The sequence below is a fragment of the Pseudomonas hefeiensis genome, from assembly GCF_030687835.1.
Taxonomy (GTDB): Bacteria; Pseudomonadota; Gammaproteobacteria; order Pseudomonadales; family Pseudomonadaceae; genus Aquipseudomonas; species Aquipseudomonas hefeiensis.
In genome coordinates this window covers 4,441,485-4,463,035 of record NZ_CP117449.1, presented here as the reverse complement: position 1 = coordinate 4,463,035, position 21,551 = coordinate 4,441,485, and the positions used below count along the sequence as shown (strand labels likewise).

Sequence of the window (21,551 nt, the reverse complement as noted above, 5' to 3'; positions counted from 1 at the left end):
ATTAGCGCCGTGTCGCCAGCAGGCCGATCAGAAAGCCCACGCCCGCTGCGATGCCGACGGATTGCCAAGGATTGGCCTGTACGTATTCCTCGGTAGCAATCACCGCAGCCTGGCCACGCTCACGCACCGAGTCTTCGGTCAACTTGAGGGTGTCGCGGGCGCGCAGGAGGGTTTCGTGGATCTGACTGCGCAGCTCATCGGCCTGGTCGCCGGCCAGTGTCGCGGTGTGATCCAACAGCCGTTCGGTGTCGCTGACCAGCGTCTGAAAATCCTCCATCAGGATTTCTTGAGCAGTCTTTGCTTGGGTTCTGGCCATGGGTGGATCTCCGTAAGTGACGTCTGAAGCGTTCGAGTATGAGCCTTGCCGGAAGGTTCAGTGAAACTGACTGGTACAACTTTTGCTCGGGGTTGTGCCATGTACTGGTGCGACACCCTTCGCCCATGCGCTGAAGCTGGGCGTAAGCCCGAGAAACCTTAACCCAAAAAATCAAAACCCGCGAAGCACTCCAAGGGGAGCACCGCGTTGTCGGTTTTTGTGCACTCATTCGGTTCATCGGCTTTTCGGCAGCTAGACGAGATGTTTCGACTTGGTGCGCCGGCAGGGCGAGCGAACCGATTTGGTGCTTTTTTCAACTTTTCAGGTCTGCCAACACCATGGAAAATATGCAAAGCGCCGTGGACAATCTGGTCCATAGCTCCAACACGCTGTTCATTCTGCTGGGTGCAGTCATGGTTCTGGCGATGCATGCCGGTTTCGCGTTCCTTGAAGTGGGGACGGTACGGCAGAAGAACCAGGTTAACGCACTGTCGAAAATTCTCAGCGATTTCGCTGTCTCGACCCTGGCCTATTTCTTCGTAGGCTACTGGATTTCCTACGGCGTGACCTTTCTGCAACCTGCTGCGGCGCTCAACGTCGATCATGGTTACAGCCTGGTGAAATTTTTCTTCCTGTTGACATTTGCCGCCGCGATCCCGGCGATCATTTCCGGCGGTATTGCCGAGCGTGCCCGATTTTCGCTTCAATTGTGCGCCACGGTATTGATCGTGGCGTTTGTTTATCCGTTTTTCGAAGGCGTGGTCTGGAACGGCAATTTCGGCCTGCAAGCCTGGTTGCAAGCCCGGTTCGGCGCGGGCTTTCATGATTTTGCAGGCTCCGTGGTCGTGCATGCCATGGGCGGATGGCTGGCGCTGGCCGCTGTGCTCTTGCTAGGGCCGCGTAACGGCCGCTACCGGGACGGTCGCTTGGTCGCGTTCGCGCCTTCGAGCATTCCTTTCCTGGCCTTGGGGTCGTGGATTCTGATTGTCGGCTGGTTCGGCTTCAACGTGATGAGCGCCCAGACGCTGCCGGCGGTGAGCGGGTTGGTGGCGATCAATTCATTGATGGCCATGGTCGGCGGGACCGTGGCGGCGTTGGTCGTCGGGCGCAACGACCCCGGTTTTTTGCACAACGGTCCGTTGGCCGGGCTGGTCGCGATCTGTGCCGGTTCGGACCTGATGCACCCGATTGGCGCACTCGTGACCGGCGCTATCGCGGGTGCCTTGTTTGTCTGGTGTTTCACCGCGGCCCAGGGCAAGTGGAAGATCGACGATGTGCTCGGTGTCTGGCCGCTCCACGGGCTGTGCGGTGTCTGGGGCGGCATTGCTTGCGGCATCTTCGGCCAGAGCGCTCTGGGCGGCTTGGGCGGGGTCAGTTTGATCAGCCAACTGATCGGCACCACGCTGGGTATTGTCGTTGCCCTGTGCGGCGGGTTCGCGGTGTATGGCGCGATCAAGGTTGTGTTGGGGCTGCGGCTGACCCAGGAACAGGAGTATTACGGCGCCGACCTTTCGATCCACAAGATCGGCGCAGTCAGTCAGGACTGATCCTACGGCTCTTTGTCCTGATTCCCAGGGTAAAAACCGTGTAGCAAGCGATAGCGGTCGTGGCGGACCTGATCTACATGCTGCTGGACCTGTTGGTTCGGCAGCCCGAGCATGATCAGCGCGTGGGAGGCCAGCATCAGGCTTGACTCCAGCAGTTCCGGGACCACTTCGCTGGCCCCGGCAGCCTGCAACTCCGCCAATTGGCTGTCATCGCGGGTGCGCACCAGAATCGGCACCTGCGGATTGAGCCGGCGGGCTTCCTTGAGCACGCTGATGGCGATATCTGTTTTGTCCACGGCGATCACCAACAGCTTGGCGCGACTCAGCCCGACGGCGGCCAGCAGGTCGCCCCGGCGTGAATCTCCATAGTGCACGCAGCGTTCCCCGACGCTGGCTTCCTGAATGATGACCGGGTCGTCATCCAGGGCGACGAACGCCTGGTTTTCCCGGCGTAGAAACCTTCCGATTGACTGGCCGACGCGACCATATCCGCAAATGACCACATGACCTGATAAGTCGGCATTGAGCGCGCTTATCTGGTCCAGTTGCGCCTCTTCGTTGGGTTTGCGGTGCAGGCGAGCGGCGATACGCGGCGCGGCTCGCAGCAGCAGTGGCGTCAGCAGCATCGAGCAGAAGGTCGCTGCCAGCAGCAGACCGCTGATGTCGGCGGGCATGAGGCGGTTCTGCTGCATCAGGGCCATCAGGGCAAAACAGAATTCGCCGCCCTGGGCCAGGGCCAGGCCACTGCGCCAGGAGGTTTCGCCGTCGTCCCCTTGCCATTTCACCAGCACGGCGACCACGCAGCCCTTGATGAGCATCAATCCCAAGGTCAACCCGAGGATCAGCAAGCCGTCCTCCACAAACAATTGCAGATCGATCAACATGCCGATGCTGACGAAAAACAGCCCCAGCAGAATGTCGCGGAACGGCCGTATGTCTGCCTCGATCTGATGTCGGTAATGGCTTTCCCCCAACAACATGCCCGCCAGAAACGCCCCAAGGGCCGGTGACAGACCCAGCAGATGCGTCAGCCACGCCGTCAGCAATACGATCACCAGGGCCAGCAGCACGAACAGCTCAGCGGACCGGGATTCGGCCACTTCATGGAACAGCCGTGGCAGCAGCAGACGACTGGCCAGCAGTAAGCCGCCGAACAGCACCAGGGTCTTGCCCAAGGTCAGTGGCAACGCCCAATACCATGGTTGTTCGCTGCTGCCGGCGAACACGGGGACGAGGGTCAACAGCAACACCGCGACAACATCCTGAAACAGCAGCACACCGATTGCGTTCTGGCCATGGCTACTGAATATTTCCCCCAGGCTGGTCAGCTCCTTGCTGACAATAGCGGTGGATGACAAGGCCAGCCCGGCACCGAGCAGTATTGCCGCGATAGGGGGCGCGCCGGCGAGGAGTAACAAGCCGCCCAGCAGTATCCCTGAGCACAGCACTTGCAGGCTGCCAAGGCCGAACACGACCCTGCGCAGTTCGATCATCTTCGCCAGGGAGAACTCGAGCCCCAACGAGAACAACAGGAAAACTACCCCGAGCTCAGCCAGGTCTGGCAGTTCTTCGCTGTCGTTCACCCAGTCCAGGGCGGTGGGGCCGATCGCCAGGCCGACACAGAGATAGCCCAGTACCGGTGGCAGGCGCAGTCGCCTGAACAGCGCGATGACCACCAGGGACGAGGCAAGAATGATCAACAGATTGGCAAACAAGGGGTACTCCGTTTCAAGGTTCGCGTCACACAGCGTAGAAGGAAAAAAAGCACCAAGCATTGCCGGAAAAGCATTGGCGCTCAATGATTTGCATCAGCGTTTTACCGAAGCGCCGTCAGATGTTCGACCTGGCTCGACGGTTTCGCAGGGTGGGCCTAGAATGACCGTCTCTCTTTGATGGGTCTACCTGCCATGCCTCCTGAATGCCAGTTGTTCGGCACCCTGGGTTGTCATCTTTGCGAAGTTGCCGAAGGTGTGTTGATGTCTTTCGTTGAGCATGGATTATTGGTGGAACTGGTGGATATTGCCGAGAGCGAGGCTTTATTCGAGCGTTATGGGCTACGAATCCCGGTCCTGCGCCGGATCGATACCGGCGCGGAACTGGATTGGCCTTTCGATGATGCTGATCAGGTGGCCGCTTTCCTGAGTTGAACCCTGCCATACGTCGAGTCCGGGCACTGCCATTGGCGAAAATCCCCTTCTTCGGTTACTGTATGCACATACAGCTATCTGGAGTGCGTCCCTTGGTCAATGTCGAACAACTGAAAAACAGCGTGAACCGGATGTCCGTGGACGTTGTGCGCGAGGCGGTCCAGGAGCTGCGCCTGGACGGGCTGGTAACCGAAGGCAAGACGCCCTTCAACAAGCTGCATTTCAACACCTGCTTCGCCGAGATCGAGGCATTGTTCCAGCGTGCCGGCTACCACAAGCAACTGGATGTGGTGGGTTATCAGGGCCTGTTGTATGCATTGTACGATCCGGGTCGCTGGGAGGCGGTGGAGGTGCTGCGCTGGTTGAAAGAGTTCACCGAAGCGGCAGCAAAGACGACGTCGATCCCGGCGTGAAGCAATCATTGCTGGGCTGGCATGCGCGGCTGGCGGATAATGCCACCCTGCCAAAAGATTAGAGTTTCCAATGTCCCGGTCATCGTTTTGCGCCGCACACCATCAGGCCAGCACCTTGTATCTTCCGCCCGGCTCCTGGCAGACGGTGCTGGAGTGCCTGTGCGAGCATTTCAGCACCATCAGTCGCGAGCAGTGGCTGGACCGGATTGCCCGGGGCCGGGTATTGGACGGCGAGGGCAAGGCCATTGCTGCCGGCCTGCCGTACCGGGAGGGCCTGCGCATCCACTATTTTCGTGAGGTGCCCGACGAGAAGCCGATCCCGGTCGTGGAATCGATTCTGTATGCCGACGAACATCTGGTGGTGGCAGACAAGCCGCATTTTCTGCCTGTCACTCCGGCGGGCGAGTATGTCGAGCAAACCCTGTTGCGCCGCCTGATCCGACGTCTGGACAATCCCCATTTGGTGCCCCTGCACCGTATCGACCGGCATACGGCCGGGCTGGTGCTGTTTTCAGCCAACCCACAGAGCCGTTCGGCTTATCAGTCGCTGTTTCCAACGCGGCAAATCGAGAAACGCTATCAGGCCATAGCCCCTGCGTTGCCCGAGTTGATCTTTCCTCGAGTACACAAAAGCCGAATGATCGATGGCGAACCATTCTTCCGGATGCAGGAAGGGCCGGGCGAGCCCAATACCGAAACGGCCATCGAAGTCCTGGAAAAAAACGGTGAGTTGTGGCGCTACGGCTTGTATCCGGTCACGGGCAAGAAGCACCAGTTACGAGTACATATGCATGCCCTCGGGGCGGGTATCTGTAACGATCCGTTCTACCCCGATGTGCTGCGGGACGTGGCGGACGATTACGCCAACCCGCTCAAGTTGCTGGCCCAGGGGTTGAGTTTTATCGACCCTGTCACCGGTCAGGAACGTGTTTTCCAAAGCGATATCAGCTTGCAGTGGTAATCGCGCCGACTTTCGAGCAGGCATCAAAAAGCCCGCTAATATCGCGGGCTTTTCTCTATCTGGCTGTGGCGTTGAAGATTACAAATCTTTAACGGTACGAACCTGATCCTTGTTCACGCGAGTCTCTTTACCGTCCAGTTGCTCGAATTCGTAGAAGCCAGTGTCTTCATCGTACTCGGGGGTATCGACGGCCTGGATTTCGCGACCGTCATTCAAGGTAATCACTGTTGGCGATGCACACCCGGCGAGAGTGGCGAGGCCCAGTGCGAGCATGAAAGTGGCGAGGGTCCGTTGAGTCATGGTGTTTCTCCGAAATAGGATTCTTCAAGTTACTGACCTTCAGACGTATACATCGCGCGCAAGTTCCTGGCTAGTGTCAATCTGACACACCTTTGTGGCCGTTGAGCAGCTCCGGCGTGTTCAGATTTGCCAGGCGAATATCGTTGGCAGGGCATTGCAGGGCAATCGCATGCAGTGCCCGCATGATGCGTCCCGGGCTGCGTTCGCCTTCGCTCCAGGCCTGTTCGAAGGCCGGTGCCAGAGCCACAGGAATGACGCACAGCAGCGGTTCCCAATGTTCACCATGACGTATCATCAGCGGTTTGTCGGGATGCTGGCTCGCCTCGCTGAGCATGCTGTCAAGCAGGCTGGAGTCGATTTGCGGTACATCACACGGCAGCACCAACAGCGTTGGGTATCGTGCCACCTTGAGGCCCGCCCGGATGCCTGCCAACGGGCCGGGGAAGCCCTCTTCATCGTCATGCACCAATTGATCGGCATACAGCGCATAGCGTTCCGGGTTGCGGTTGCAGGAGATAATCAAGTCGTCGCTCAGCGCTCGGGTCCGTCTATGCAAATGAGCGATCAACGGTTCGCCCTGCCACTCCAGCAGGCCTTTGTCCTGCCCGCCCATGCGTTGTCCGCGTCCACCCGCCAGCAGCAGGATGGAGCATGATGGCGGGGAAGTGTTCGAGGTCATGGTGTATCTCCGCACGGGCGAAAAAATGAAGCGCTGTGATATAACACCGGGCTGTTTCCTCTACAACTGGACGAGCCTATGAAAGCCAAGGCTGATGTACCTTTCGTACCGCTCAATATCGCGGTGCTGACAGTCAGTGATACCCGCACCCTTGAAACCGATACTTCCGGGCAGGTCTTTGTCGATCGGCTCACGGCGGCCGGTCACAACCTGGCGGCGCGGGTTCTGCTCAAAGATGATTTGTACAAGATCCGGGCGCAAGTCGCGAACTGGATCGCCGAGGACGTGGTGCAAGTGGTACTGATTACTGGCGGCACCGGGTTCACCGGACGCGACAGCACTCCGGAAGCCGTCGCGTGCCTGCTGGACAAGCAGGTCGACGGCTTCGGTGAGTTGTTTCGACAGATATCGGTGGCGGACATCGGCACTTCCACTGTTCAGTCGCGGGCGTTGGCAGGCCTGGCCAATGGCACGCTGGTTTGCTGTCTGCCTGGCTCTACCAACGCGGTTCGCACCGGTTGGGACGGGATCCTGGCCGAACAACTGGATGTGCGGCATCGTCCGTGTAACTTCGTGGCCCATCTGAAAAAGGCGGCGCCTTGTGAATCCCGTGGGTAAACCGGGCAAGGCCGGTGCCTTGATGGCCGTGGATGTGGCGTTGGAGCGTTTGCTTGAGATGGCGGCGGCCACGCCGATTACCCAGCGCGAGCGTTTGCCTTTGGCCGCGGCACAAGGCCGGGTGCTTGCAGAGGATGTGGTCTCAACCCTCGATTTACCGCCATGGCCCAACAGCGCCATGGACGGCTACGCCTTGCGGCTGGCTGACTGCGAGGGTGAGCCGCTGGTGGTCAGCCAGCGGATTTTCGCCGGGCAGGCCCCGCAACCACTAGCCGCCGGGACTTGTGCACGGATCTTCACGGGAGCGCCAGTTCCTGCCGGCGCCGATTGCGTCGAAATGCAGGAAAACGCCGTGGTTGAAGCTGACCAGCGGATACGGTTCACCCGACCCATGGTCAGCGGACAAAACATCCGCCCTCAGGGCCAGGAAACAACGATCGGGGAGCAGGTTCTCTCTTGCGGCACTCGCCTGGGACCGATTGAGCTGGGGCTGGCGGCATCCCTGGGTTGTGCGTCACTGGAAGTGGTGCGCAAGGTGCGTGTTGCGGTCCTCTCCACCGGTGATGAGCTGGTTGAGCCAGGCCAGGCGCTAGGGCCTGGTCAGATCTATAACAGTAACCGCGTGCTGCTCTGTGGCTGGCTGCGGCGACTGGGCTGTGAAGTGGTTGACGCGGGTATTCTGCCCGATGACTTGCCAGCCACCCGCCAGCGTTTGGGGCAGCTGTCGGATGTCGACCTGATCCTGTCCACTGGTGGTGTCTCGGTGGGGGAGGCCGACTTCCTGGGTGTTGCGTTGCGTGAAGAGGGCGAGCTGGCTCTTTGGAAGCTCGCCATCAAACCTGGCAAGCCGCTGACGTTCGGGCATTTCCGTGGCGTGCCCGTGATTGGCCTGCCTGGAAACCCGGCCTCGACACTGGTGACATTCGCACTGCTGGCTCGGCCGTACTTGCTACGACGTCAGGGTGTTAAGTCCGTGACGCCGCTCAAGTTCAAGGTGCCGGCCGGTTTCGTCTGGCCGAAGGCAGGCAGTCGCCGAGAATACTTGCGAGGCCGCATCGAGGACGGTCGGGCGATCATCTACCGGAATCAAAGCTCTGGCGTGCTGCGTAGCGCGGCCTGGGCTGAAGGTCTGGTCGAAGTGCTCGAAGAGCGGACCCTTGTCGAGGGTGACGAAGTGGGGTTTATTCCCTTGAGCGAGGTCCTGGGCTAGCGCTGCGGCAGCGGATGTTTTCTGCCCGAGTTGATTCTCGGGCGTCTATATCCAGCCAATTCATCGCGAGAGCAGCATGACCAGTTGATCAAATCGACTGTTCGCAACCCAGCCCAGCAGGCCGATGACCACCGCCGCCGCGCCGGTCGAATAGGCGAGCCTGTGACGTATCACCTTCACATCGGTACGGATTTCATCCATGTCTTTGCGGATGTACTTAAGGTGGGTTTCCAGTTCAACGACGCGCGGTTCCAAATCAATTCCTCCAGCGAAATTACTGCAACTTTTGCATTCGTTTTGAGCGTCGGCCTGCTCGCTTCCAAACGATGCGAGCTGCCGCGGCGACAGCTTGTATTTATGGCTATGCATGGGCGTTTTTATCCCTTTGGCCATAACTGTTCGAACCACTGTTCCGGCCCTTGCGGGCCGTGACGTATCCATCCATGGGTTAGGACATCCTTGTGTAATGAGCGTTTTAACGATCCAGCACAACAGAGTGCCAAGGTGTCTCAATACTGATGGAGGGTCAATTGAGCAGATTCGCCAGTTCTTGTAAGAAAATTCTTCGAATTGAGAAGTGTGGAGTGGGGCAAGCTGCTTGGCTGTTCTTCCCTCATGGGCGGCGCGTCTTTTATTTAAATTGAGTCAGCCTGGGCTTTTTCGGCCGTGTGAGTGGTCCCATTCCCTGTACCGTTCAACGATGGAGATGACGATGAGCAAAGGCAAGGCGCTGTTGATTTTGCATGGCAAGCAAGCGCTCAACGAAGAGGTTCGCGCCGCCGTGATGCTCAAGCGCAAGCAGGGCTGGGATCTGGCGGTCCGGCTGACCTGGGAGGCCGGCGATGCCCGGCGATGCGTCGATGAGGCGCTGGATGCCGGTTACACGAAGCTGATCGCCGGTGGCGGTGATGGGACCTTGCGTGATATCGCCGAGGCGATCGCGCGCAAGTCGAGCGACGTCAGCCTGGTGTTGTTACCGCTGGGCACGGCCAATGATTTTGCCCGGGCAGCGGGAATCCCGCTGGAGCCGGCCCAGGCTCTGGACCTGCTGGATGTCGCGCCCCAGGCCATTGACCTGGGTGAAGTCGGCGGCCGGATCTTCCTGAACATGGCTACGGGTGGTTTCGGCAGTCAGGTGACGGCCAATACCTCCGAGGACCTTAAAAAGGTCTTGGGGGGGGCTGCTTACCTGTTCACTGGTTTGTCGCGTTTCAGTGAGCTGAGTACGGCCTATGGTGAGTTACAGGGCCCCGATTTCCAGTGGCGGGGCGATTTGCTGGCGCTGGGCATCGGCAATGGCCGGCAGGCAGGAGGTGGCCATGTGCTGTGTCCAGAGGCACTGGCCGATGATGGTTTGCTGGACATCAGCATCCTGCCGGCGCCTCAGGAAGTGGTCGGCACCTTGAAGGACCTGCTGGCGGGTGGCCTGGGTATCGACAACATGTTTGTGCGCGCCCGCTTGCCATGGGTGGAAATCAAGGTCGCCCAAGGCCTGGACATCAATCTTGATGGCGAACCGTTGCAGGTCGACAGTTTGCGTTTCACCGTCTGTGCGAAGGCGCTGCGTGTGCATCTGCCATCGGGTTCGCCTCTGCTGGGCGGTTCGGCGGCGCTCAATCGTCCAGGCTGATGATCTGCTCGCGCACGGCGAACAGCACCAGCCCGGCGACATCATGGATCTGCAGGCGCTTCATGATTTGCGCTCGATGGGTTTCAATGGTCTTGATGCTCAGGCTCAGGCCGATGGCGATTTCCCGAGTGGACTTTCCGCGCACAATCAGTCGCAGGATCTCCAACTGGCGTGCCGTCAGGTTGTGGGTCTGAGCCGGATCGGGTTGCGGCTTCTGGACGCGGGTCAATGCCTGGTTGATCACGGTATGGGCGATGGCTGGGCTCAGGTAGCGTTCGTTGTTGCGCAGCGCCTCCAGCGCGTGTTCCAGCTCGGTGGCGGTGGTGTCCTTGAGCAGATAGCCGTGGGCCCCCGATTCCAGCGCCTGCATGATCAACGCCGGATCGGTGTGCATCGACAGAATCAGCACTTTGCTATGGGGGCGTACGCGTTTGAGCTGCTGCAACGCATCCAGGCCGCAGGTGTCTTTCATGGAGATGTCGAGCAAGACGATATCTGGCGCCAGGCGTTCTACCAGCTCCAGCAATTGTGCGCCGTCGCTGGCTTCGCCGACGACCGCATAGCCGGGAAGATCCATCACGAGGGCGCGCACGCCGGCCCTGATCAGCGAGTGGTCATCTACCAGAAGCAAATTACAAGTCAATGGAGAACCTTATTCTTACTGGCCCGTTCCAGGGCACGAGGTGCCCAGGGAAAGCTTGCTTCGATGTGCGTGCCTTTGCCGGCCTCGCTGATGACTTTCAAGGTGCCGCCCAATTGTTCGACCCGCTCCGACATGCCGGCCATGCCACGTTGTCCTTCGCGAGCGGGGTGGGAGGCCGGGACAAATCCACAGCCATCGTCGCTGATCAACAGTGTCAGGCCTTCGGGTAGCCGCTGCAGGCGCACCAGCAGGTTTTTCGCCTGGGCATGACGCAAGATATTGGTCACGGCTTCCTGGGTGATTCGAAACGCGGCAACCGTCATTTCCTCCGGGATACCGGCCATGCGTTGCTGGCAGTCGAGACTCCATTTCACCTGGGTGTTCGCCAGCGTCTTGAGCAGGTGCGCACGCAGGCTGGCTTCAAGCCCCAGGCTGGTCAGTTGTCTTGGGTTAAGGATGGCTGATACGTCGCGAACCTTATTGAGGGTTTCGTCCAGTGTCTCGCAAAGAGTCGTGCATTGGCCGTGCAGTTCTTCAGGCATCCGCCGCTTGAGCCATTCGCTTTGCAGTTTTGCCGCGGTCAATAACTGGCCGATATCGTCGTGCAATTCGCGGCTGAGCCGATGGCGCTCGTTTTCCTGGACCTCGAGCAACCGATCGGCCAGTTCCTGAGGCTGGAACTTGATGGATTTGCGTGACAGGCGATGCTGGATCCAGACACAGGACATGGCGGCGATATTCAGCGCCAGCAGGCTCAACGGTACGGTATGGGCGAACAGGTAGGCCAACAGGCCGCCGAGGGCCGAGCAGATGCACAACAATAACGTGAACCGGCGGGCATTTTCTCGGGAGGGTGGCCAGGTAATGATTGACTTGAGGCTGGCGTACATAACGGATGGAGCCAATAAATGTTCGCTGCGGGCAGGCCGGTCAGCGTATCTGACAGGCCGGGACGGATAAACGTTTCAGGTCGAAGGCAGCCTCAGTTGGCGGCTTAATGCCACTATCTTGAAGCCACTGACGCGGGAGATAGTACCATTTCATATTTCGTTGGTCGCGTTCAGCATGGTGGCGTGAAAGGGCCCAGTGTCAGCCGCATAGGGTTGAACCGCACTCATCGGCATCAGGCCTGTTTTTGCGAGTAGGGCACCAAACCCAGGGGGCGCGAAGCAGGCAATGCCTGGTCGGGGCTCTGGCCAACCTGGAAGGCAAAGGCTTCGATCAACGACGTCTGTTCGCTGCTGTCCAGGCCTAGTTGTCCGGTGGTGTGATCGACCAGTTCCAGTTGCCAGGCCATCAGCGTGAAACAGTCCTTCAGAGCGCCCAGGGCCTGATCATGCAATTCAATATGACTCTGCGCATGGCTCAGCAAACCATGGATATGCAGTGAAAATTCCGAAACGGCTTCCAGCGCCAGGGCATCGGCCTTGTTTGCCAGCTTCAGCAAGGTGCTGAGCATGCAATCGATGGCGTCCTTGTCGTTGTTGATCAATTGCAGATGGCTCAGGCATTCCTCTGACTTGGCCAAAAGTGTTTCGGCCTCGATCAGAAATTCGGGAAGACGCTGACTCCAGTTCTTACGATCGTTCGGCATGCTTATCTCCACAACATCATGTCAGGCGAAATAAAATCGCGTGTGGCGAACGGCTGGACCTCACGGCCGGCAACTAACGAAGACGCGCGGACACATCCTTGCTCTTGGGCAAAAGCGCGCTCGCAAACGATTGCACTGGCAGAATCGGCCACAAGGCTGGAAGTCCGGTGTCCTGCGGTCGCGCACAAAAGCCTGACTCCATTCAGCAATGAGAATGGCGTCACATTAATGGCTATTGGATAGCGGGAATATCAGGTTGGTCCTGATTGTTCCTAGGGGAAACCCTTACGCGAGGGAACTTTGTGCGCAAATCGAGGTCTCGGTGCGCGGAGAGTGGACGGATGAAATCCGTGAAGCCAGTAAAGCATGATGTTAATGTGACATCAATGCCCTGCGCGACATTTTATACAGGGGTCAAGATCCGGCCTGCACGGCCGATATCTCCTTTATGGATTCATCCGAACAAGCCCAGGAGTCATCGATGGCCGGCATTCTCGACACAGTAGATCAACGAACCCAACTGGTGGGTGAGAATCGCCTGGAAATTCTCATGTTTCGCCTGGCGGGGCGGCAGTTGTTCGCCATTAACGTATTCAAGGTCCAGGAAGTGCTGCAACTGCCGAAGCTGACGTTGATGCCGCAGCGCCATCCATTTGTGTGCGGCGTGGTCAATCTGCGGGGCCAGACGTTGCCGGTGATCGACCTGTCCCAGGCCATCGGGATGCGTCCGCTGGTGCCGGGCCCCAACAGCACCATCATCGTCACTGAATACAACCGTTCGGTTCAGGCGTTTCTGGTGGGCGGTGTGGACCGCATCGTCAACATGAACTGGGAGGCGATCTTGCCGCCCCCAACCAGCGCCGGACGCGAACACTACCTGACGGCCATCAGCAAAGTGGACGATCAGTTGGTGGAAATCATCGACGTGGAAAAAGTCCTGGCTGAAATCGTGCCGTACAACGCCAAGGTTTCCAGAGACAAACTCGAAGACCCGGTGCTGGAGCGCGCCCGCGGACGCGAAGTGTTGCTGGTGGACGATTCCAACGTCGCGCTTTCGCAACTGCGCGACACCCTGGGGCAGTTGGGGGTGAAAATGCACGTTGCCAGCGACGGCTTGAAAGCCCTGAACATGCTCAAGGCCTGGGCCGATTCCGGCGTAGTGATGACCGACAAATTGCTGATGATCTTCACTGACGCGGAAATGCCGGAGATGGACGGCTATCGCCTGACTACCGAGATCCGCAACGACCCGCGTCTGCGTGGGCTTTACGTGGTGCTGCATACCTCGCTGTCGGGCAGCTTCAACGATTCGATGGTCAAGAAGGTCGGCTGCGACAACTTCCTCTCCAAATTCCAGCCGGACAAGTTGGTTGATGTAGTGCGCCAGCGACTGATGCTCGACTGAGGCCGATCATGGTTTGCTTCAATGGCCGGCTCGTATAAGGTGGCATTTTTTCGTCACCAGGAAAGTCGACCATGTTGCGGCTGAGCGCGCTGTATCGTTATCCGTTGAAATCCGGCAAGGGCCAGTTCCTGCAAAGCATAGGCCTGGACAAGCTCGGCCTGGACGGTGACCGGCGCTGGATGCTGGTGGACGAGGGCACCGGGCGTTTCCTGACCCAGCGTGCGGTGGCGAAGATGAGCCAGCTCTCGGCATTGTGGAACGAGGCCGGTGGTCTGACGCTCAGCGCGCCGGGTTTCGGCACCCTTGATGTACCGCTACCGCCTGCTGACGAAGAGCAGCGGCGCGGCGTGATCATTTGGCGCGATACCTTGCGCGTACCGGATGCCGGTGACGAGGCGTCAGCCTGGGTCAGCGAGTTCATCGGCAAACCCACTCGGCTGGTGCATGTGCCGGTGGAACTGGCGCGAACCACCGCCTCCGGTTACGGCAAGGATGACGACAAGGTTGCCTTCGCGGACGGCTTCCCATTGCTGCTGATCGGCCAGGCCTCCTTGCAGGACGTGTCCGATCGGGTCGGTCGCCCCTTGGAAATGCTGCGCTTTCGTCCCAATCTGGTGGTCGAAGGCAGTGAGGCGTTTGCCGAGGATGGCTGGAAGCGCATTCGTATCGGCGATGTGGAGTTCCGGGTCGTCAAGCCCTGCTCGCGTTGCATCATGACCACGGTCGATCCGCAAACCGGCGAACGCGATCCGAACCGCGAACCCTTCGCCACGTTGCAGCAGTACCGTTCGACACCGGACGGCGCAATGTTCGGCCAGAATCTGGTCAATGACAGCAATGGTTGGCTTGAAGTGGGTATGCCGGTTGAAGTGCTCGAATAAACACCGCATTTGAAAAAGCAATGCCCGTGTCCACTGGACACGGGCATTTTTTGTTACCCCGATGCAACGCCGGGGTTTTTGTGGCGAGGGGATTTAGCGAAACGTCGCACCGCCCCTCGCCACAGGCTCAGCCGCGGTATTCACACAGGTAGGCGGTATCGACGGCGACTTTGAGCTGGAACTTGCTGTTGGCCGGTACATTGAACTGGTTGCCGGCCTCGAAGGTTTCCCAGTCGGTGCTGTCGGGCAGCTTCACGGTCAGGGCGCCGGAGACGACGTGCATGATTTCCCGCTGGGCCGTGCCGAATTCATATTCGCCCGGAGCCATGACGCCGATGGTCGCAGGGCCTTCGGCAGTGCCGAAAGCGATCGACTTGACGGTGCCGTCGAAGTACTCGTTGACTTTAAACATGGGCGATTCCTCGAAAAAAGGGGCTGAAAAAGGCCGGCCAGTATGCACAAGGCTTCAACGTTCGTCATCTGCCGCGCCGCAGTCATGGCTCGCGTTCAGCCTGGGAGTACCAGGGGTAATAACCGCGCTGTATTGCGCGCATCCTCCAGGGCCCGGTGCTGTTGACCGCAGAATTGCAGGCCGGCCAGTTGCAGCGCGCCGTTAAGCCCCAGCGGTCGCTCCAGCCGGCGGGCCTTGGCGAAGCGCTGCTTGAGGTTCATGTGCGGCACCTGGCCGAGGAAACTGTGCAGTGGCTGGTGTTGCCATTCCTGAAGCAATTGCTGACGGTCGTAATCACCCCAACTGACCCAGCTCTCCAGGTTCGCGTGATACGGTGCCAGCCAGCGTTCGAACGCCGGCCAGACCTCGGTCAAGGGTGCGGCGCTGTCGATATTGGCCTGGGTGATGTGGGTCAGCTCGCGACAAAAAGGAGTGAGCAAGGGACGCCTCAAGGGCCTTACAAACCGCTGGAAATGGTCCAGCTCGCGGCCGTCCCGATTCACCAGCGTGGCGCCGATTTCGATAATTTCCATTTCGGTAACCGGCCAACCACCTTCATCGGTGGTGGCCTCCAGATCAATCACCAGCCAGTGAGGCATCGCAGGGTTCCCGGTATCGGCGTGCTGATGGGTTTGAGCGTAGTCAAACCCGGCGCATCCGCCTAGTGCGCTGTTTCAACCTGCAACAAAACCTGTCGGTTTTTCACCTGATCGCCTTGCTTGACTTGCAATGTGCTGACCACCCCATCGATGCCCGCTTTGAGTGGATGTTCCATTTTCATCGCCTCCAGCACCATCAACAGCTGTCCTTGGCGCACTGCGCTGCCTTCGCTGACCAGTACCTCGACGATAGCGCCGTCCATCGGCGCTTTGAGGGTGCCGTCGCTGGCGTTGGCCTTGGCTGTGATGGGTACCTGGGTCCGATCTTGCAAATGCAGGCCGCCGGGGCGAGTGAACAGCCACAGGTCATTACCTTCGCGGCGCCAGGCATGATGTTGGCGAATACCGTCGATCATCAGTGTTGCGCCGCACTGATCAGACTCCAGCCACTGCAGCTCGATCACACGCTCGGCGATCCGGATGCGCAGCGTGCCGCCAGCTTCGGCGGCCAGGCTCAGTGTCCAGTCGCGCTCGCCCAGACCGATGCGATAGCGCCGCGCCGCGCCGGTATTGTTGCTCCACCCCGCCAGCCCGGGTGCATGGCTTGCATGCATAGCCTGATAGAACGAGGCCGCGGCGATGGCGAGCTGCTCAGCCGAGGGGGCATGGATTTGCAGCGCAGCATGATTGGCGAAGTCCTGTCCGATAAGCCCGGTATCGAAATCACCGCCAATGAATCGCGGATGAGCGAGTAACCCCGCCAACAATCGCTGATTGCTCTGGACGCCGAGCAGCACGCAATCCTCTACCGCGCGCAACAATTTGCGTCGGGCTTGTTCACGGGTGGAGCCGTGGGCAATGACTTTGCCCAGCATCGGGTCGTAGAAAGGGGTGATGGTCTGGCCTTCCAGCAGACCGTGGTCGATTCGCAGGCTGTCCCGGGTGGGCGGTTCCCAGCCGATCAACCGTCCGCTCTGAGGCAAAAAATCCTCGGCAGGGTCTTCGGCGTAAAGCCGCGCCTGCATGGCGTGACCGTTGAGCTGTATTTGGTCCTGGCGCAGGGGCAGCGGCAGACCGGCGGCTACATCCAGTTGCCAGGCCACCAGGTCCAGGCCGGTGATCATCTCGGTGACCGGATGTTCGACTTGCAGGCGCGTGTTCATCTCCAGAAAGTAAAAACCGCCGTTCGGGGCGAGCAAAAACTCCACGGTCCCGGCGCCCACATAGTTGACCGCGCGGCCAGCCTTGAGCGCTGCGTCACCCATGGCCTGGCGCAGATCGGCGGTCATGACCGGGCAGGGCGCTTCTTCAATGATCTTCTGGTGGCGTCGCTGGATCGAGCAGTCCCGTTCGCCCAAATGAACAAGATTGCCGTGGTGATCACCGAAAATCTGGACTTCCACATGCCGCGGATTGATCAAGGCCTGTTCGAGGATCAGCTCATCGCTGCCAAAACCATGCAGCGCCTCGGAGCGCGCGGTGCGCAACTGTTCCAGCAGGTCTTCAGCCCGCCAAACCAGACGCATTCCTCGGCCACCACCGCCGGCGCTGGCCTTGATCATCAACGGATAGCCGATGTGCTCGGCTTCAAGGCGCAAGGTGTCGTCGTCCTGATCCGTGCCTTCGTAACCGGCGATGCACGGTACGCCCGCGGCAATCATGGCGACTTTCGCACGGCGTTTGCTGCCCATCAGGTCGATGGCGTCGGGGCTGGGGCCGATGAACACGATACCGGCCTCTTCGCAGGCCTTGGCGAACCCGGCGTTTTCCGAGAGGAAACCGTAGCCGGGGTGGATCGCATCGGCGCCAGTGCGCCGGGCCGCATCGAGGATGGCCGGCTGATTGAGGTAGGACTGCGGCACCGGTGCCGCGCCGATGAGTACCGCCTCATCGGCCATGCGCACATGCAGCGCGTCAGCGTCGGCTTCGCTGAACACCGCCACGGTGCGATAGCCCAGGGCCTGGGCGGTGCGCTGGATCCGGCAGGCGATTTCACCGCGGTTGGCGATGAGGATCTTGCTGAAGGCGGGCATGGTAGTCATTCCTGGGTTTTTCCGGTGGCTGTCAGTGCCTCATCGCGAGCAAGCTTTGCTCCCACAATGGGGGGTGAACACAGTCAAATTTGGAAAGCGGGCATGGTGGTCATTCCTGGGTTTTTCCGGTGGCTGTCAGGGCCTCATCGCGAGCAAGCTTTGCTCCCACAATGGAGGGTGAACACAGCCAAATTTGGAAAGCGGGCATGGTGGTCATTCCTGGGTTTTTCCGGTGGCTGTCAGTGCCTCATCGCGAGCAAGCTTTGCTCCCACAATGGAGGGTGAACACAGTCAAATTTGGAAGGCAGCATGGTGGTCATTCCTGGGTTTTCCGGTGGCTGTCAGGGCCTCATCGCGAGCAAGCTTTGCTCCCACAATGGGGCGTGAACACAGTCAAATTTGGAAGGTGGGCATGGTAGTCATTCCTGGGTTTTTCCGGTGGCTGTCAGTGCCTCATCGCGAGCAAGCTTTGCTCCCACAATGGGGCGTGAACACAGTTAAATTTGGAAGGTGGGCATGGTGGTCATTCCTGGGTTTTCCGGTGGCTGTCAGGGCTTCATCGCGAGCAAGCTTTGCTCCCACAATGGGGGGTGAACACAGTCAAATTTGGAAAGCGGGCATGGTGGTCATTCCTGGGTTTTTCCGGTGGCTGTCAGGGCCTCATCGCGAGCAAGCTTTGCTCCCACAATGGAGGGTGAACACAGCCAAATTTGGAAAGCGGGCATGGTGGTCATTCCTGGGTTTTTCCGGTGGCTGTCAGTGCCTCATCGCGAGCATGCTTTGCTCCCACAATGGAGGGTGAACACAGTCAAATTTGGAAAGCGGGCATGGTGGTCATTCCTGGGGTTTTCCGGTGGCTGTCAGGGCCTCATCGCGAGCAAGCTTTGCTCCCACAATGGAGGGTGAACACAGTCAAATTTGGAAGGCAGCATGGTGGTCATTCCTGGGTTTTCCGGTGGCTGTCAGGGCCTCATCGCGAGCAAGCTTTGCTCCCACAATGGAGGGTGAACACAGTCAAATTTGGAAGGTGGGCATGGTAGTCATTCCTGGGTTTTTCCGGTGGCTGTCAGTGCCTCATCGCGAGCAAGCTTTGCTCCCACAATGGGGCGTGAACACAGTTAAATTTGGAAGGTGGGCATGGTGGTCATTCCTGGGTTTTTCCGGTGGCTGTCAGGGCCTCATCGCGAGCAAGCTTTGCTCCCACAGGTGAATGTGTTGCAACTCCACTGTGGGAGCAAAGCTTGCTCGCGATGGCGGCCTGGCAGGCGATGTATTCATTTTTTCTTGCCCGGCAAAATGCCCATGAGTTTGCAGATGATGCCCAGCATGATCTCGTCCGCACCAGCGCCGATGGACACCAGTCGCACGTCGCGATACGCCCGTGCCACCGGGTTGTCCCACATGAAACCCATGCCGCCCCAATATTGCAGGCAACTGTCGGTGACTTCCCGGGCCAGGCGCCCGGCCTTGAGCTTGGCCATGGACGCCAGCCGCGTCACATCCTGGCCGTTGATGTACTGCTCGGTCGCCTGGTAGACCAGCGCCCGCAGGCATTCGATTTCGCTGGCCAGTTCCGCCAGGCGAAAGTGGATCACCTGGTTGTCGATCAGGGCGGTGCCGAAGGTCTTGCGCTCCTTGCAGTACGCGATGGTGCTGTCGATGCAGTGCTCCATGCCCTTGAGCATGTTCGCGGCGCCGAACAGTCGTTCCTCCTGGAACTGCAACATCTGCATCATGAAGCCGGCGCCTTCCTGGCCAACGCGATTGCGTTGCGGCACCCGTACGTCGTCAAAGAACACCTGGGCGGTTTCCGAACTGCGCATGCCGAGTTTGTCCAGGTGCCCGCCGAGGCTGATACCAGGGCTGTTCATCGGCACGATGATCAGTGATTTGTTGATGTGGGGCTTGTCGTCCGAAGTGTTGGCCAGCAGGCACATGAAATCGGCGCTCGGTGAATTGGTGATCCACATCTTGCTGCCGTTGATAATGTAGTCGTCGCCATCTTTGCGGGCCGTGGTCTTGAGCCCGGCGACATCGGAGCCGGCCCCGACTTCCGAGACGCCGATGCAACCTACCTGCTCACCGCTGATGGCCGGGCGCAAGAACGCTTCACGCAGTTCATCGGAGCCAAACCGCGCCAGGGCCGGGGTGCACATGTCGGTCTGTACGCCGATGGACATCGGTACGCCGCCGCAATGAATAGTGCCGAACTCCTCGGCGGCGGCGATCGAATAGCTGTAGTCCAGACCCATGCCGCCGAATTGTTCCGGTTTGGAAATACCCAGCAATCCCAGTTCACCAGCCTTGCGGAACACCTCGTGGATGGGAAACCGTCCGGCCTTCTCCCATTCGTCGACGTAGGGGTTGATGTGGTAGTCGACAAACTGGCGAACGGTGCGCCGCAGAGCTTCGTGTTCCGGGGTGAAGATCATTTTTATTGTTCTCCTGTGGGCAGCGGTCAAAAGTCCTTCACACGTTCAAAAACGGGCCACACCGAAGCTGTTGGCTTGCAGCGGCCGAAGCTCAGCCGCGTGGCAGATGTCCAGCAGGTAGCCTAGCAACGTGCGGGTGTCCCGCGGGTCGATGAGGCCGTCATCCCACAGGTTGGCGCTGCCGTATAGGGCAGTGGACTGACTGTCGAGTTTCTGTGCGGTGGTTTGTTCGAGCTGGTCCAGCATCTTCGGGTCGGGGGTGAGGCCGTTTTTGATCTGCGTGGCCTGCGTGATGATGCGCAGAACCTTGCCGGCCTGGGCACCGCCCATCACCGCCGTATGGCTGTTGGGCCAGGCGAAAATGAAGCGTGGGTCCAGCCCCCGACCGCACATGGCGTAATTGCCGGCGCCGTAGGAGCCGCCCACCACGACCGTCAGCTTGGGCACACGGGCGTTGGCGACGGCCTGGATCATCTTCGCCCCGTGTTTGATCACGCCTTGTTGTTCCGACTCGGTGCCGACCATGAATCCGGTGGTGTTGTGCAGGAATAGCAGCGGTGTGCGGCTCTGGTCGCATAGCTGGATGAACTGCGCGGCTTTGCTCGCACCCTTGGGCGTGATCGGGCCATTGTTGCCAATCAGGCCGCAGGCCTGGCCACGAATGCGCAGGTGGCCACAAATCGTCTGTTGATCGAACTCGCTTTTGAACTCCAGGAAGTCCGAACCGTCGGCGATACGGGCGATGATTTCCCGCACGTCATAGGGTTTCTTCGGATCGTCGGGGATCAACCCCAGCAACTCATCGGCCGGGTAGCGCGGCTCTTTCCAGCTCCGCTCAGGCTGGGGTGGCCGTTGTTCGTTCCAAGGCAACAGACTGACGATCTCCCGGGCCAGGCGTATCCCATCGGCGTCATTCTCGGCCAGATATTCAGCGGTGCCCGCCACCTGCGCATGCATTTGCGCACCACCCAGTTCCTCTTCGGTGGCGACTTCGCCCGTGGCGGCCTTGAGCAGCGGAGGTCCGGCCAGAAACAGCCGTGCCTTGTCGCGCACCACCACCACGTAGTCCGAGAGCCCCGGCTGGTAGGCGCCGCCCGCGGTGGCCGAGCCATGCACCACGGTAATCTGCGGCAAGCCCATGGCCGACATCCGTGCCTGATTGGCGAAGCTGCGCGCACCTTCGACAAAAATCTGCGCGGCATAATTGAGGTTGGCGCCGCCGCTTTCGGCCAAGGTGATGACCGGCAGTTTGTTCTCCATGGCGATCTGTTGCAGACGCAGGGTCTTGTTCAAGCCGCTGGGGGAGATGGTCCCGCCTTTGATTGCGCTGTTGTTCGCCACCACTAACACCCGCGCGCCGGACACATAGCCGATTCCCGCGATCAAGCCGCCACCGGCCTGGCTGCCGTCCTTGTCGTCATGGAGTTTGTAGCCGGCCAGGCTCGCCAGTTCCAGGAACGGTGCGCCGGGGTCCAGCAGCAGGTTCAGACGTTCGCGCGGCAGCAGTTGGCCGCGTTGCTCGAACCTGGCCTGGGCCAGGGCGGCTTTCTCCAGCACCGCCTGTTCGATCTGGCGCAGGTGTGCCACGCCAGCCAGCATGGCCACGCGGTTGCGGGCGAAATCGGCGCTGTGAGTGTCAAGGTGCGATTCGATGACTGGCATGGATGTTCCTTGTGCTCGATCCGAACGCCA

The 21,551-nt window shown here is 59.6% G+C and carries 22 protein-coding genes; 9 read left to right on the top strand and 13 right to left on the bottom strand.

What is annotated here, in order from left to right:
• Position 1: 1 nt before the first annotated feature.
• On the bottom strand, positions 2-316 hold the full coding sequence (locus tag PSH57_RS19985) for an ElaB/YgaM/YqjD family protein (protein WP_305385051.1): 315 nt from the start codon (positions 314-316) through the stop codon (positions 2-4).
• 338 nt (positions 317-654) lie between these two features.
• Between PSH57_RS19985 and PSH57_RS19980 the strand changes: the two genes are divergently transcribed.
• Complete coding sequence (locus PSH57_RS19980; protein ID WP_305385050.1) at positions 655-1,863, top strand: ammonium transporter; 1,209 nt, start codon at positions 655-657, stop codon at positions 1,861-1,863.
• A 2-nt stretch (positions 1,864-1,865) separates the two neighbouring features.
• Here the strand turns inward: PSH57_RS19980 and PSH57_RS19975 are convergent, their stop codons facing one another.
• On the bottom strand, positions 1,866-3,578 hold the full coding sequence (locus PSH57_RS19975; RefSeq protein WP_305385048.1) for a cation:proton antiporter: 1,713 nt from the start codon (positions 3,576-3,578) through the stop codon (positions 1,866-1,868).
• A gap of 192 nt (positions 3,579-3,770) precedes the next feature.
• Here PSH57_RS19975 and PSH57_RS19970 point away from each other — a divergent pair, with 192 nt between their 5' ends.
• The 3 genes from PSH57_RS19970 to PSH57_RS19960 all read left to right on the top strand — a co-directional run bounded on the left by PSH57_RS19970 (position 3,771) and on the right by PSH57_RS19960 (position 5,384).
• Positions 3,771-4,010, top strand: a complete 240-nt coding sequence (locus tag PSH57_RS19970) for a glutaredoxin family protein (protein WP_256231385.1) — start codon at positions 3,771-3,773, stop codon at positions 4,008-4,010.
• A gap of 92 nt (positions 4,011-4,102) precedes the next feature.
• On the top strand, positions 4,103-4,423 hold the full coding sequence (locus PSH57_RS19965) for a transcriptional regulator (protein WP_047226389.1): 321 nt from the start codon (positions 4,103-4,105) through the stop codon (positions 4,421-4,423).
• A 70-nt stretch (positions 4,424-4,493) separates the two neighbouring features.
• Complete coding sequence (locus PSH57_RS19960; RefSeq protein ID WP_305385046.1) at positions 4,494-5,384, top strand: pseudouridine synthase; 891 nt, start codon at positions 4,494-4,496, stop codon at positions 5,382-5,384.
• A 78-nt stretch (positions 5,385-5,462) separates the two neighbouring features.
• On the opposite strand, the gene PSH57_RS19955 is transcribed toward PSH57_RS19960, so the two are convergent.
• Positions 5,463-5,684 (bottom strand): YgdI/YgdR family lipoprotein, encoded by a 222-nt coding sequence (locus PSH57_RS19955; protein WP_047226391.1) that lies wholly within the window; start codon positions 5,682-5,684, stop codon positions 5,463-5,465.
• A 76-nt stretch (positions 5,685-5,760) separates the two neighbouring features.
• On the bottom strand, positions 5,761-6,363 hold the full coding sequence (gene mobA / locus PSH57_RS19950; protein ID WP_305385044.1) for a molybdenum cofactor guanylyltransferase MobA: 603 nt from the start codon (positions 6,361-6,363) through the stop codon (positions 5,761-5,763).
• Between the two features lie 78 nt (positions 6,364-6,441).
• Here mobA and moaB point away from each other — a divergent pair, with 78 nt between their 5' ends.
• Together moaB and PSH57_RS19940 are read left to right on the top strand one after the other, a co-directional pair.
• Positions 6,442-6,981, top strand: a complete 540-nt coding sequence (gene moaB / locus PSH57_RS19945) for a molybdenum cofactor biosynthesis protein B (protein ID WP_305385042.1) — start codon at positions 6,442-6,444, stop codon at positions 6,979-6,981.
• Entirely contained in the window at positions 6,965-8,191 is a 1,227-nt protein-coding gene (locus PSH57_RS19940; RefSeq protein ID WP_305385041.1) for a molybdopterin molybdotransferase MoeA, read from the top strand. Before moaB ends, PSH57_RS19940 begins: the two co-directional genes overlap by 17 nt.
• A 60-nt stretch (positions 8,192-8,251) precedes the next feature.
• Here the strand turns inward: PSH57_RS19940 and PSH57_RS19935 are convergent, their stop codons facing one another.
• Entirely contained in the window at positions 8,252-8,560 is a 309-nt protein-coding gene (locus PSH57_RS19935) for a hypothetical protein (RefSeq protein ID WP_305385040.1), read from the bottom strand.
• A 343-nt stretch (positions 8,561-8,903) separates the two neighbouring features.
• Here PSH57_RS19935 and yegS point away from each other — a divergent pair, with 343 nt between their 5' ends.
• Positions 8,904-9,821: a lipid kinase YegS gene (yegS, locus tag PSH57_RS19930; RefSeq protein WP_305385039.1), complete on the top strand. Its 918-nt coding sequence runs from the start codon at positions 8,904-8,906 to the stop codon at positions 9,819-9,821.
• On the opposite strand, the gene PSH57_RS19925 is transcribed toward yegS, so the two are convergent.
• The 3 genes from PSH57_RS19925 to PSH57_RS19915 all read right to left on the bottom strand — a co-directional run bounded on the left by PSH57_RS19925 (position 9,805) and on the right by PSH57_RS19915 (position 12,058).
• Positions 9,805-10,464, bottom strand: a complete 660-nt coding sequence (locus PSH57_RS19925; RefSeq protein ID WP_305385037.1) for a response regulator — start codon at positions 10,462-10,464, stop codon at positions 9,805-9,807. The two genes, yegS and PSH57_RS19925, sit on opposite strands and share 17 nt — an antisense overlap.
• The gene (locus PSH57_RS19920; protein WP_305390433.1) at positions 10,461-11,354 is read right to left on the bottom strand and encodes a sensor histidine kinase; all 894 of its coding nucleotides are present in this window, start codon (positions 11,352-11,354) and stop codon (positions 10,461-10,463) included. The genes PSH57_RS19925 and PSH57_RS19920 overlap by 4 nt, the downstream gene beginning before the upstream one ends.
• Before the next feature lie 233 nt (positions 11,355-11,587).
• Positions 11,588-12,058 carry a hypothetical protein gene (locus PSH57_RS19915; RefSeq protein WP_305385036.1) on the bottom strand — a complete coding sequence of 157 codons (471 nt, stop codon included), beginning with the start codon at positions 12,056-12,058 and terminating at the stop codon, positions 11,588-11,590.
• Between the two features lie 481 nt (positions 12,059-12,539).
• Between PSH57_RS19915 and PSH57_RS19910 the strand changes: the two genes are divergently transcribed.
• Both PSH57_RS19910 and PSH57_RS19905 read left to right on the top strand, forming a co-directional pair.
• Positions 12,540-13,463 (top strand): chemotaxis protein CheV, encoded by a 924-nt coding sequence (locus PSH57_RS19910; RefSeq protein WP_305385034.1) that lies wholly within the window; start codon positions 12,540-12,542, stop codon positions 13,461-13,463.
• 71 nt (positions 13,464-13,534) lie between these two features.
• Entirely contained in the window at positions 13,535-14,344 is an 810-nt protein-coding gene (locus tag PSH57_RS19905; RefSeq protein WP_305385032.1) for an MOSC domain-containing protein, read from the top strand.
• A gap of 127 nt (positions 14,345-14,471) precedes the next feature.
• Here the strand turns inward: PSH57_RS19905 and ppnP are convergent, their stop codons facing one another.
• The 5 genes from ppnP to atuC form a co-directional block, all read right to left on the bottom strand.
• Positions 14,472-14,756 (bottom strand): pyrimidine/purine nucleoside phosphorylase, encoded by a 285-nt coding sequence (gene ppnP, locus PSH57_RS19900; RefSeq protein ID WP_256230290.1) that lies wholly within the window; start codon positions 14,754-14,756, stop codon positions 14,472-14,474.
• A gap of 95 nt (positions 14,757-14,851) precedes the next feature.
• On the bottom strand, positions 14,852-15,394 hold the full coding sequence (locus tag PSH57_RS19895; protein ID WP_305385031.1) for a 3'-5' exonuclease: 543 nt from the start codon (positions 15,392-15,394) through the stop codon (positions 14,852-14,854).
• Positions 15,395-15,456: 62 nt separating this feature from the next.
• Positions 15,457-17,427 (bottom strand): acetyl/propionyl/methylcrotonyl-CoA carboxylase subunit alpha, encoded by a 1,971-nt coding sequence (locus PSH57_RS19890; RefSeq protein ID WP_305385030.1) that lies wholly within the window; start codon positions 17,425-17,427, stop codon positions 15,457-15,459.
• Positions 17,428-18,701: 1,274 nt separating this feature from the next.
• The gene (gene atuD, locus PSH57_RS19885) at positions 18,702-19,859 is read right to left on the bottom strand and encodes a citronellyl-CoA dehydrogenase (RefSeq protein ID WP_305385029.1); all 1,158 of its coding nucleotides are present in this window, start codon (positions 19,857-19,859) and stop codon (positions 18,702-18,704) included.
• Positions 19,860-19,904: 45 nt separating this feature from the next.
• The gene (atuC, locus tag PSH57_RS19880; RefSeq protein ID WP_305385027.1) at positions 19,905-21,521 is read right to left on the bottom strand and encodes a geranyl-CoA carboxylase subunit beta; all 1,617 of its coding nucleotides are present in this window, start codon (positions 21,519-21,521) and stop codon (positions 19,905-19,907) included.
• Positions 21,522-21,551 lie beyond the last annotated feature (30 nt).

Excerpts from the sequence above, each read along its gene's own strand:
- moaB (WP_305385042.1), top strand. The coding sequence starts at position 6,442 with ATGAAAGCCAAGGCTGATGTACCTTTCGTACCGCTCAATATCGCGGTG.
- PSH57_RS19955 (WP_047226391.1), bottom strand. The coding sequence starts at position 5,684 with ATGACTCAACGGACCCTCGCCACTTTCATGCTCGCACTGGGCCTCGCC.
- atuC (WP_305385027.1), bottom strand. The coding sequence starts at position 21,521 with ATGCCAGTCATCGAATCGCACCTTGACACTCACAGCGCCGATTTCGCC.
- PSH57_RS19985 (WP_305385051.1), bottom strand. The coding sequence starts at position 316 with ATGGCCAGAACCCAAGCAAAGACTGCTCAAGAAATCCTGATGGAGGAT.
- PSH57_RS19960 (WP_305385046.1), top strand. The coding sequence starts at position 4,494 with ATGTCCCGGTCATCGTTTTGCGCCGCACACCATCAGGCCAGCACCTTG.
- PSH57_RS19935 (WP_305385040.1), bottom strand. The coding sequence starts at position 8,560 with ATGCATAGCCATAAATACAAGCTGTCGCCGCGGCAGCTCGCATCGTTT.
- mobA (WP_305385044.1), bottom strand. The coding sequence starts at position 6,363 with ATGACCTCGAACACTTCCCCGCCATCATGCTCCATCCTGCTGCTGGCG.
- yegS (WP_305385039.1), top strand. The coding sequence starts at position 8,904 with ATGAGCAAAGGCAAGGCGCTGTTGATTTTGCATGGCAAGCAAGCGCTC.
- PSH57_RS19890 (WP_305385030.1), bottom strand. The coding sequence starts at position 17,427 with ATGCCCGCCTTCAGCAAGATCCTCATCGCCAACCGCGGTGAAATCGCC.
- PSH57_RS19970 (WP_256231385.1), top strand. The coding sequence starts at position 3,771 with ATGCCTCCTGAATGCCAGTTGTTCGGCACCCTGGGTTGTCATCTTTGC.
- PSH57_RS19920 (WP_305390433.1), bottom strand. The coding sequence starts at position 11,354 with ATGTACGCCAGCCTCAAGTCAATCATTACCTGGCCACCCTCCCGAGAA.
- PSH57_RS19905 (WP_305385032.1), top strand. The coding sequence starts at position 13,535 with ATGTTGCGGCTGAGCGCGCTGTATCGTTATCCGTTGAAATCCGGCAAG.
- atuD (WP_305385029.1), bottom strand. The coding sequence starts at position 19,859 with ATGATCTTCACCCCGGAACACGAAGCTCTGCGGCGCACCGTTCGCCAG.
- ppnP (WP_256230290.1), bottom strand. The coding sequence starts at position 14,756 with ATGTTTAAAGTCAACGAGTACTTCGACGGCACCGTCAAGTCGATCGCT.
- PSH57_RS19895 (WP_305385031.1), bottom strand. The coding sequence starts at position 15,394 with ATGCCTCACTGGCTGGTGATTGATCTGGAGGCCACCACCGATGAAGGT.
- PSH57_RS19910 (WP_305385034.1), top strand. The coding sequence starts at position 12,540 with ATGGCCGGCATTCTCGACACAGTAGATCAACGAACCCAACTGGTGGGT.
- PSH57_RS19980 (WP_305385050.1), top strand. The coding sequence starts at position 655 with ATGGAAAATATGCAAAGCGCCGTGGACAATCTGGTCCATAGCTCCAAC.
- PSH57_RS19915 (WP_305385036.1), bottom strand. The coding sequence starts at position 12,058 with ATGCCGAACGATCGTAAGAACTGGAGTCAGCGTCTTCCCGAATTTCTG.